Raw genomic sequence first — 10252 nt, 5'->3', positions numbered from 1 at the left:
CTGCCGTCACGCCCCGCCCGATCGCAACCTTTCGGATGTTATCGAGGGGGCTTCCAATAAATGCCGAAAGCAGCAAGCTGCTCTTCCGACTGTTTTACCCGTTCTGCGGCGTTCGTTTCAGACTGCGCTGCCGCCAGTGCCGCCAGAATCTCGACGGCGGCGAACGCCGGCGCCATGCTTCGGAAGAAGGACTGCGAATTTGACGTAACGATAATTGTTTCCCGCGCGATCTGTGTCAGCGGCGACACGCTGCTGTCGGTGATCGCCACCACGCCGATGCCCTGCCGAGCCGACTGGCGCGCAACGTCGATCGTCGTGCGCTCGTAGGGCGATATGCCCACCGCAAGAAGCACCGCGCCGCGTCCCGCGTGCTGGAGGGCATCCAGGCCCGGTCCGGCCATCTCGCCGACAAGCGTCACCTTGCAGTCACCGCCAGCCAGCAAGGACATGATATGAACGAAGTGGGGCGGGACCGGATAGGCGGCGCGCGAGCCGACAGCGAACAGATCGCGTGACCGGGCGAGCAGACCGGCTGCCGCAATGAACTGCATGGCGTTGCCGAATTCGCCAAGGCTTGAGATCTGGGCGGCGAGCGTGTCGGCAACGACGCCGGCAGTCGAATATCCCGGATCGCCATGCTGTCCGATACCCTGTCGCGCCGGCTCGCCCGCGATGGTCTCGCGCAGCGCGCGCGCATAAAGGCTGCGCATATCTTCGTAGCCTTCAAGGCCAACCCATCGCGCCAGCCGCATCATCGTGCTGTGCGAAACGCCGGCCTGGTGCGCCTGCTCGCGCATCGACATCAGTGCGACATCCTTGGGATGATCCAGCACGAAACGTGCGGCGACCCGCAACTGCGGTGGCATAGTCTCGAACCGTTCGACCAAAAGCTCGGCCAAAGGACCTTTTTCCATTCTGAAATACCCCATTCACCCACCTGCCAAGGTACTCCTTGAACGCAGGCGACGCAACAGTTGGAACCGAAGTGTCTCAAATATTCCAACTGGACTTTCATTTTCGGCCATGCTGCCTTAAGCTGCCTTCGCAATCCTCCGGACTGCAGCGATGTGAGTCCGGAGTTTGCAACTTGGATAGTCCCTCAAGGAGACAATGATGGCTGCTACCCCTCCCATTACCTCCGGCTCTGCAGGGTCGCCGGAACAGAACCTGGACAAGATGATCAAGCACCAGGAGCGCATGTTTGGCCTGGAGATCACGAAAGAGATCGCGAAATCCCAGCATGACATGCTGATGAGCACCGCCAGGACGCTCGGCCAGTCGGCTGAAAAGGCCTAAGGCGGCGGATTCCCGAACCATGCGCCGCCGCAAGCACCCGGCGGCGTACTTTGCACGGCGCAATTTTTTCAGCGCCGTCATCAGGCTGCATTTGAAATGGTCATCGGCGGGAGATGAAGTGGCATGACCGCTCGTCCTATCAGCAAACATCTGGAACCAGCAGCGCCGGCGCGCCGACTCCGATCGATCATCGCCCCCTCCCCGGACACCGGACATTCCATTGCGCTGAGCGTGACCCACGGATTTCACGCCGGCGCCGAAGTCAGTCTGGTCGAGCCACAATATACGATCGGCTCCAGCACTGAGTCGGACATTGTCCTGCGCGATGCCGGCATCGCACCGATTCACGCAAGGCTGCGGCGCAAGGGCAGCCAAGTTGAAATCGAAGCCGTCGGCGGCGATGTCACGTTGGCCACGGGCGAGACCATCCATGAGGGACATGGCAGCCGCTGCAGGCTGCCGCTTACCATAAGTGTTGGCGAGGCGCGCATCAAGCTGGTCAGCCTGCAACGCGTACCCAATCGATGGTCCTTTGCCAATCGCCCGCTGCTGGTCGCGAGCAGCGTTCTGTGTGCGGTTCTCGCAATTTCCGTCGCCGCGAACGGGTTTTCTTTCGCCAAGCAAGAGATTGGCGCAAAGGCGTCCTCTCAAGACGGGCAACCAGTCAGAGTGGCTTTCGCCGGCCAGGCAGGGGAAAAAATCCTGGACGATTCATCGCCAGCGCAAATCCACACTGCCGCCGAAGCGGAAAGCCAGCTCAAGCTGCGCCTCGAGCAATCCGGCATAAGCACATTAACGGTTCTGCAATCAGAGGGACGCCTCGTGGTCTCGGGTATGATCCCGAATGACAAGAGCGATGTCTGGGCACAAACGCAATCCTGGTTCGATCAGTCGTTCGGCGCTCACCTTCCCCTCATCTCAAACGTCATGGTTGGCAATGCGCAGCGGGCCCCGCGCCTGAGGCTGCAGGCGATCTGGTATGGTGAGCGGCCCTACGTCATCGCAGCCGATGGGGCGCGCTATCACGAAGGTGCGTTCACCGACGACGGCTGGGCCGTCAAACACATCGGCGAAACCGAACTTCTCCTGACCAAGGGCGGCGCCACGGTCGCGCTGAAATATCCGTGAACCGGCGGCTTGAAGCGGCACGATTCGACACGGCACGGGTTGACACGTCGGGCCGCGAGGGGCGGCAGGCGGAAGGTGTGCGGGGCCAGGCCATCAGCCGGCGACGGATGAATGGGGTCGACAAAGCAGCAAACCGTGCTCAGGGGACGAAATCAGCCGCCGGTGCAGAAAGGCCGGAAGCGGCGGAATTCCAGGCTTCTCAAGGTGCGGCCGGCGAGTCGCTCGACGAGATACTCGCCAATTTCGTCATGCCCAATATTCCCGAACCAGCCATCCTGCGTCGCTCCATGCCTATTCTCCAGCATCTTGTAACGCACCTGGTCCCAGGCCTGGAGGGCGGGGAGCAACTCAAGACGCTCGCCAGAACGCTGATGGAGGATGAAATCGAGCGTCATCGCGATCTGCTTGGTCGCATGCAGGAAGGATAGAACTCTGACCGACCCGCGTGACACCGTGCATCTTTTGCATGTCCTGGGCTATCTCTACGGGTGTCACGGGCAGGCAAAGCGGGGCGCGGCCTACCTGCTTATTGCTGCACAGCTCTCGCCGGCAAATGCCGGCGTCCTCAGAACGTTGGCGCACCTTCTCATACTCGATGGCGAGGCGGAAAAGGCGCTTGCCACGATTGCCAGGCTGGAGACCTTGGAAGGAATGGATCACCCCGTGCTTACATTGCTGAAGAGCCGCGCCTTGCTCGTGGCCGGGCGCAAGACGGAGGCGCGCAGTGCCTTGCTTAGCTTCCTGTCGCAACGAGGCGTCGGATGACCGTCTCGGAACGACTGATGCAATTCCTTGCCAGGCTGTCACGCCGCAGCGATCTGGTCATTGCCATCCTGATGCTCGTCGCGGTGGTGATGATGCTCATTCCATTGCCGACGTTTCTCGTCGACATTCTCATCACCGCAAACATCGCCATCAGCGTGCTTATCCTGCTGGCCTCGTTCTACGTTTCTCATCCACTCCAGTTTTCGTCACTGCCGTCCGTCATCCTCATCGCCACTTTGTTCCGGCTGGCGATCACGATCACGACCACGCGACTCATCCTGCTCCAAGCCGACGCAGGCGAGATCATTACCGCCTTCGGCACCTTCGTCGTCGGTGGCAGCATTGCGGTGGGCCTCGTCATCTTCCTGATCATCACTGTTGCGCAGTTCATCGTTGTTGCGCGGGGTGCGGAACGCGTCGCCGAGGTGGCCGCGCGCTTCACGCTCGATGCGCTGCCCGGCAAGCAGATGAGCATCGATGCCGAGTTGCGCAACGGCGACATCGATCAGGCGGAGGCACGCCACCTGCGCCAGCAGCTGGAGCGCGAGAGCCAGCTGTTTGGCGCAATGGATGGCGCCATGAAATTCGTCAAGGGGGACGTGATCGCAGGCATTGTGATCATTCTGGTCAACCTGATCGGTGGTTTCGCAGTCGGTACGCTGCAGCACGATATGTCGATCGGCGACGCGGCTGCGACCTACACGCTGCTCACCGTGGGCGACGGCCTGGTGGCGCAGATACCTGCACTGCTCGTCGCTGTGGCCGCCGGCACAATGGTGACGCGCGTCGGCAGCGCGGACGGATCGGGCGATCTTGGCCGGCAAATAACCAGCCAACTGCTGCGCGACTCCCGCGCGCTCGCGCTCGCCGCGGTGATCATGGTCGGCCTTGCCATGGTGCCAGGCTTCCCCTCCATCGCCTTCCTGGTCCTTGGTGCCTGCTGCGGAGCCGGCGCCTATGCAATCAATCGCCGCACCGTCCAGGAGTCCGAGCCTCAAGACATCGGCCATACCGCCGCGCCTGCACAGCGGGGGAATTCCATGTCGCTTTCGGCAATCTCCACCGCAACACTGTCTCCGACCTACCGCGTCGTCGTGCGCTTCGGAACCGAGCTCGGACGCTTGGTCCCGGAGCTCGAATTTGCCGCGCTCGCCGACGGCGTGCGCCGCGACCTCTTCGGTGATCTCGGTGTCGACGTTCCGGCCATCGGCATGCAGGTCGACGAGATGCTTTCGCCACGAAGCGTCCGCGTCGATCTGGAAGGTGCGCCCATCCTGGATGCCGAAATTCCTGCCAACCGTGTTCTTGTCGAAGCGGACACGACGCATCTCGATCTGCTCGAAATACCCTACGAAAAAGGTCCTCCGATTACCGGCCAGCGCAAATTCGTATGGGCCGATGACAGCCACCTGTCGACACTGAAGCAGGCCGGCTTCGTCTTCTCAACGCCGGTGCAAACAGCGGCCAAATGGACCGGCAATGCACTTCGTCTGTATGCCGGCCATTTCGTCGGGATTCAGGAGACACGCAGGCTGCTCTCGGACATGGAACCGGACTATGCCGATCTGGTCAGGCAGGCGCAGGAGATCGTGCCGCTCCAGAAGATCGCGGAAGTGCTTCGCCGGCTCGTCGGCGAAAACGTGCCGATCCGCAATCTGCGCCTTATCCTCGAGGCCCTGATCGAATGGGGCCAACGCGAACAGGACGTCGTCCTGCTGACGGAATATGTCCGCACATCCTTGAAGCGTCAGATCAGCTTCCGCTGCGCCGGTCGCAACAACATCATCGCCGCCTATGTGCTGCAGCGGTCGGCCGAGGATATCCTGCGAAACGCAGTGCAAAGCACATCGACCGGCACCTTCCTGAACCTTTCGGACGATGATGCGCAGGCTTTGGTCACCGAAATCGAGCGAGCCCTGTCGCAGAACGCCACCGACGTCTCGCCGGTCGTCCTCGCCGCGATGGATGTGCGCCGTCACATGCGCAGCCTGCTCACACACAATGCCATCGAGCTTCCGGTTCTGTCCTTCCAGGAGCTCGCACAGGAATTCAATGTCCAGCCGCTGGCCACGATCGCCGGCCGCTCCGGCAAAGCCAGCGCGCGCATCGTCTCCCAGTCGCTCCCGTCGGCTCAGGCGAAAGCCGCGCAGGAGGCACCCTCCTGACGCCAGCCGGACGGACGGGGACATCGGGGATTCAGGAGAGGAACGGCATGACATTCCACAATACCGCGGCAGGCGTTGGATCAGCCGCTTTCGCCAGGCGGGCAGATTTAGGCCGGCTCGCTATCGCGACGATTGGCGTCCTGCTGGCGTTATTGCTCACAGGGGCCGACGCGACGGCACAGAACATATCGCCCTTGCCGAGCAAACCAACGATCGGCTTGCCGGTCGGGCAAGGACGCCTGTTGCGATTCAATGACCCGGTCGAATCCGTGCTGATCGCCGATACCACGATCGCGGACCTTCAGGTCGTGTCGCCGAGCATGGTCTATGTGTTCGGCCTCAAACCCGGCCTGACCAACCTCATTGCGGTCACGGCCGATGAGCGGATCGAGGCAACAGCCCAGTTCCGCGTCACCCCCGATGTCACGCCTGCTACCGAAGCCAAGCAAGCAATGCAGCCGAGCTCGGCGACAAATCTCCACATTTTTGGAACCCGCATCGTTGCCACAGGCGAGGCGCGAGGCGTCGATGAGGCAACGGATCTGGACAATGTCGCCCGGACCTTCTCGCCGCCGGAACAGCCGCCGCTGAACAACATGACCGTGCAGGGCTCACAGCAAGTCAACATCCGGGTTCGCTTCGCCGAAGTCTCGCGCACGGAGCTGCAGTCATACGGCGTCGACTGGTCTGTCGGTTACAGGAGCGGCGGCTTCGAATTCAACATGTTCCAGGACAATGGCGTGCCCTCTGGCAACGGCAATTTCGGTTTGAACATGGACCAGGCGCATGGCTTCAACTTCGACATTCTGATCGAAGCCCTGCAACGCAACGGCATCGTCAAGATATTGGCCGAACCGAACCTGACGGCCATGACCGGTCAAACGGCAAGCTTTCTCGCGGGTGGCGAAATTCCGGTTCCGATCCCGCAAGGAACCGATGTCGTCACCGTCCAATACAAGCCCTTCGGCGTGTCCCTCGGCTTCACCCCGACGCTGATCGGGCGCAACCGCATCGCGGTCCATGTCCAGCCGGAAGTCAGTTCCTTGTCGGAGACCGGATCCGTAAGCGCCAACGGCTTCGCCATGCCGAGTTTCGTCGTGCGCAAGGCCGACACCACGGTCGAAGTGGCGAGCGGTCAGACATTTGCGATCGCGGGCCTTTTCCAGCAGCGGACCTCGCGCAATCTGGAAAAGTTTCCGGTGCTCGGCGATGTACCCGTGCTTGGCCCGCTTTTTCAATCGCAGCGTTTCCAGCACGAAGAGACCGAACTGGTTATTTTGATCACGCCCTATCTGGTGGAACCGGTGCGCGACAGCCTCGCCACGCCGCTTGACCGTCCGGCAGCCAAGCACCGCAGCCGCAAGCACGCCAATGACGCGTCGGCGACGGGTCTGATCATCAAGTAACGAGGACCGGATATGACATCGCCCATCGCATTCTGCTGCGTTATTCCAGCGCTGGTTCTGGCCGGCTGCGTGAACGGCCCGCAACAGCGGCAGGATTATTCGCCCGGCTACAGCTATGTTTCGACAGATGCGGGCGGCTCCGAGAAGGGTGTCGGCGGCTCTGTCCTTGCTCCCGATGCCTGTCTGGCCGAGCCAGCCGACGATGACAACTCTGCCGCCAAGACGAACCTGACGATCGTCTCCGGCGTCGGCTCTCACCTGCCGCCCGGCTGCGCCAACGCCTTCAATCTTCAACGTATGTCCGAAAGCCAGCGTGACCTCGTAGAGGGTCGCCGCATGGGCCCCGCGGCGGCCGCACCGCCTGCGCGCGCGGCCCGTCGCTACCACGATGGCGAGGAGGCTCCGATAGGCGGCGCCAACAGCGCGCCGTCGGCGCCGCAAACGACGCTCCCGGTCGAGTGAGCCGGCGCGGTATTCGCCCGCGTAGCATCACTCTACGCGTCGCGCTTGGCGGAAAGCCGCTTCAGGCCTTCCGATCCGATGCGCTAGCCGAGGATGGAGCCGAGCGCTTTCGCTTTGGCCTGAGTGCTGCCCTTCAGTCGGATGGTTCTTGCGCGGGCGAGCAGGGTGGCCACCTCCTTGGTCGTCAGGCCGATTGGCGGCGAGGCCTTGACCTGATCGGCCTGGCCAAGAAGCCCATACACCACCACGACATTGCGCTTGTGGTGCAATTGCGCGTTGGGGGCGGCGGCAATCTTCTGCACCAGCGGCAGCGCCGCGGCGGAATTGTCTTCGAGGGCTGCCGCCAATGCCATGTTGGTCTCGACGTCAAGATCGCCCGGCGCAAGTTTCAACGCCTGGGCGAAAGTCGCCTGCGCCTGCCCTGTCTGGCCGGCGAATGTCTGCGCAACGCCCAACCGATTGTAGGCGCTGCTGGTGTTGACCAGCGGCGCTGCCTGAGCAAGCGCGCGCATGCCTGCATCGATATCGCCTGCCTCTATCATCGCCGCGCCAAGCCCGAGCAATGCTCCCCCGTCATTGGGAGCTTTGGTGAGCGCGGCCTGATAGGCTTTGGCGGCGTCGGCGGGATAGCCCGCCCGCATGTAAGCGTCGCCCGTCTTGACGAACGCGCTCGCCTTGGCGTCCGGCATTGCTGCGGCGCGCTGGTAGAGCGCGATGGCGGTATCACTTTCTCCACGCGCATCAATATCGTCGGCAAGCTTGATCAGGCGCTCGGATTGGGACGACGGGCCCTGCGCCTTGGCCTGCACGGAGCCGGTTTTGGTCGTCTGGCAACCGCTCAGCGCGAGTGTGATGACGACTGGCAAGAATACGACATGCAACCGCAAATCCACCTCTCCGTATTCAAGCCCGCCCCACCTTACACAGGGCATCGGCCGACTGGAACCACGATAGTGCGGTAAGATTGCAACATGGCCGAAGAAGCTGAGGAAAAGAAATTACCGGCGTCCGACAAGAAGCTTCGTGACGCCCGCCGCAAGGGCCAGGTTTCGCAAAGCCGCGATCTGGTCTCCGGCTTCACTCTGTTCGCAGCGCTCGCGTATCTCTATTTTTCCTGGCCGCTGCTCTTCAAGCATCTTTCGGAACTCGTGCAGACGGTGACGGTGCCCGGCGGCTCGTTCGAGGAGGTCAGCCTGCGGGCCATCCGCCACTCGTTCTCGTTGCTGATGCTTGCCACATTCCCGCTAGTCGGGATCGTTGTGGTTCTCACCGTAGCCTTCGGCATGCTGGGCACGTTCGGGCCGGTCTTCTCGTTCGAGCCGCTCAAGCCGCAATTCGATCACATAAACCCGGCGAAGGGCCTTCAGAAGATCCTCTCGCTCCGCAACGTCATCGAGTTCGCCAAGGGCCTCGTCAAGGTGGTGTTGCTGGCAAGCCTTTTCGTATTCATCCTGATCGCCTGGCTACAGCCGCTCTTCGATGCGCCAGGCTGTGGTCAGACATGCCTGGAGCCGATCATCAAGGCGGTGCTAACACCCCTCGGAATTGCCGCCGCCCTGGCCTTTGTGGTCATCGGCTTGATCGATGTTCCTGTTCAGCGCTGGCTGTTCCTTCGCGACATGCGCATGACGACAACCGAATACAAGCGCGAACACAAAGATCTCGAAGGTGATCCATTGATCCGACGTGAACAACAGCGACAGCGGCGCGAAGCAGTGATCCAACCTGCAAAGCTGGGTGTGAAAAATGCGGTCATCGTCTTCGTGTCCGGCGACTGCGCTGTGGCGTTGCGCTACGTCAAGGGCGAAACGCCCGTGCCGACGGTTGTCGGCAAGGGTCAGGGCCGCGCGGCCGACGATATAGTGGCTCAAGCGCGCCAGGCAGGTATTCCCATAGTTGACGATGCGATCGCCGAAACGATCTTCGAGAATGCGAACACCGGATCTTATATCGGCCAGCAGATGTTTTCCCCGGTCGTTCGCCATCTTGTCCGGCACGGGCTCACTTGAGGCGAAAATCCTGCGGTCGTCCTTCAGTATGCCAGCTTAGCCCTATCTTCCGCTTCCGATGTGCAGGCGGTCGACCGCAAGTCGTGGATGAAACACCGGAGGGTCAACCGCAATCGCAATTTTTCGCGCAATGATGGCACCTACTGGAATGGCCATCGCGGCTCTCGTGACTACCATCGCGGCTATCGCCGTCACGGCGACTACTGGTTCCCGCTGGCGGCTTTCGCCACAGGCGCCCTAATCACCAGCGCCATGCTCAAAAGGGCAACCGTCAGCGTATTCCCGTTGAGCCCAACGCCCCCGGGAGGCTGACAACACGTCGGCAATGACTTACGAAGCGTGGTCCGTCTACGCGCTCGCCTGCGTTCGTTCCAATGCATGGGGCCCGGGCGATTTCGTCCGGCCCCAAAGGATAGTGTCTGATCAGTCGCTAAGCCGGCAACGCGCCGGACTTCTTCGCGGTCCAGGTGGCGATGTAGTCCATCAGGCCGGGATTGAGGCAGTCATAGGGTTCGAGGCCGATCGACTTCAGCTGCGAACGGATGCCGTCCATGCGGCTCGGATCGACACCGGATTCGATGATCGACGAGACGAAGGCGGTGAAGCCCGGAGGCGACCAGCCGTCCTCCTGGAAACGCTCCGGATGAATGAAGGACAGCCCCTTGAACGCGTGGTCGCGCTCGACCGGGCCGTGCATGTGGACGCCGCAGCCGGTGCAGGCATGGCGCAGGATCAGCGCGCCCGGATCGACCACCTTCAGCTTGTCGCCGTTTTCGGTCACCGTCACATCGCCCGTACCGGCAACCGCTACGACCGAGAACAGTGCGCCTTCCGGTTTCCAGCATTTGGTGCAGCCGCAGGCATGGTTGTGGGCGATCTGGCCCTTGACCTTGACCTTGACCGGGTTGCTGGTGCAGGCGCAGACCAGCGTGCCACCGGCAAAATCCGCCTTTACCCTGGGCAGTCCATTGTCGATTTTCGGATGCAGTTTTTCCGGCATTTCATTCCTCCCTTGTTGAAC

At 61.9% G+C, this 10252-nt stretch carries 11 protein-coding genes; 8 read left to right on the top strand and 3 right to left on the bottom strand.

Annotated features, from left to right (window positions below; translation table 11 throughout):
- Positions 1 to 38: 38 nt before the first annotated feature.
- Complete coding sequence (locus NKJ08_RS24760) at positions 39 to 929, bottom strand: MurR/RpiR family transcriptional regulator (protein ID WP_352783760.1); 891 nt, start codon at positions 927 to 929, stop codon at positions 39 to 41.
- A 184-nt stretch (positions 930 to 1113) separates the two neighbouring features.
- On the opposite strand from NKJ08_RS24760, the gene NKJ08_RS24755 reads away from it, so the two are divergent.
- The 7 genes from NKJ08_RS24755 (at position 1114) to NKJ08_RS24725 (ending at position 7222) form a co-directional block, all read left to right on the top strand.
- Positions 1114 to 1296: a hypothetical protein gene (locus tag NKJ08_RS24755; RefSeq protein ID WP_126092905.1), complete on the top strand. Its 183-nt coding sequence runs from the start codon at positions 1114 to 1116 to the stop codon at positions 1294 to 1296.
- Positions 1297 to 1419: 123 nt separating this feature from the next.
- On the top strand, positions 1420 to 2424 hold the full coding sequence (locus NKJ08_RS24750) for a SctD/MshK family protein (RefSeq protein WP_352783758.1): 1005 nt from the start codon (positions 1420 to 1422) through the stop codon (positions 2422 to 2424).
- Positions 2421 to 2852, top strand: a complete 432-nt coding sequence (locus tag NKJ08_RS24745; protein ID WP_352783756.1) for a hypothetical protein — start codon at positions 2421 to 2423, stop codon at positions 2850 to 2852. The genes NKJ08_RS24750 and NKJ08_RS24745 overlap by 4 nt, the downstream gene beginning before the upstream one ends.
- Before the next feature lie 25 nt (positions 2853 to 2877).
- Positions 2878 to 3189 (top strand): tetratricopeptide repeat protein, encoded by a 312-nt coding sequence (locus NKJ08_RS24740; protein ID WP_352776896.1) that lies wholly within the window; start codon positions 2878 to 2880, stop codon positions 3187 to 3189.
- A complete protein-coding gene (gene sctV, locus NKJ08_RS24735) occupies positions 3186 to 5354 on the top strand; it encodes a type III secretion system export apparatus subunit SctV (RefSeq protein WP_352525489.1) in 2169 nt (722 codons plus the stop codon). The genes NKJ08_RS24740 and sctV overlap by 4 nt, the downstream gene beginning before the upstream one ends.
- 47 nt (positions 5355 to 5401) lie before the next feature.
- Positions 5402 to 6760, top strand: a complete 1359-nt coding sequence (locus NKJ08_RS24730; protein WP_352783753.1) for a type II and III secretion system protein family protein — start codon at positions 5402 to 5404, stop codon at positions 6758 to 6760.
- 12 nt (positions 6761 to 6772) lie between these two features.
- Positions 6773 to 7222: a hypothetical protein gene (locus NKJ08_RS24725; protein WP_352783751.1), complete on the top strand. Its 450-nt coding sequence runs from the start codon at positions 6773 to 6775 to the stop codon at positions 7220 to 7222.
- Positions 7223 to 7305: 83 nt separating this feature from the next.
- On the opposite strand, the gene NKJ08_RS24720 is transcribed toward NKJ08_RS24725, so the two are convergent.
- Positions 7306 to 8103 (bottom strand): tetratricopeptide repeat protein, encoded by a 798-nt coding sequence (locus NKJ08_RS24720; protein WP_352783749.1) that lies wholly within the window; start codon positions 8101 to 8103, stop codon positions 7306 to 7308.
- 90 nt (positions 8104 to 8193) lie between these two features.
- Between NKJ08_RS24720 and NKJ08_RS24715 the strand changes: the two genes are divergently transcribed.
- Entirely contained in the window at positions 8194 to 9231 is a 1038-nt protein-coding gene (locus NKJ08_RS24715; RefSeq protein WP_352783747.1) for an EscU/YscU/HrcU family type III secretion system export apparatus switch protein, read from the top strand.
- A gap of 430 nt (positions 9232 to 9661) precedes the next feature.
- Here the strand turns inward: NKJ08_RS24715 and gfa are convergent, their stop codons facing one another.
- Positions 9662 to 10231, bottom strand: coding sequence for an S-(hydroxymethyl)glutathione synthase (gfa, locus tag NKJ08_RS24705; RefSeq protein ID WP_352783745.1), 570 nt, complete (start codon positions 10229 to 10231; stop codon positions 9662 to 9664).
- Between the last annotated feature and the right edge of the window lie 21 nt (positions 10232 to 10252).

The sequence above is a fragment of the Mesorhizobium sp. M0244 genome (genome assembly GCF_040321795.1).
Lineage (GTDB): Bacteria > Pseudomonadota > Alphaproteobacteria > Rhizobiales > Rhizobiaceae > Mesorhizobium.
This window is presented reverse-complemented; position numbering and strand designations above follow the sequence as displayed.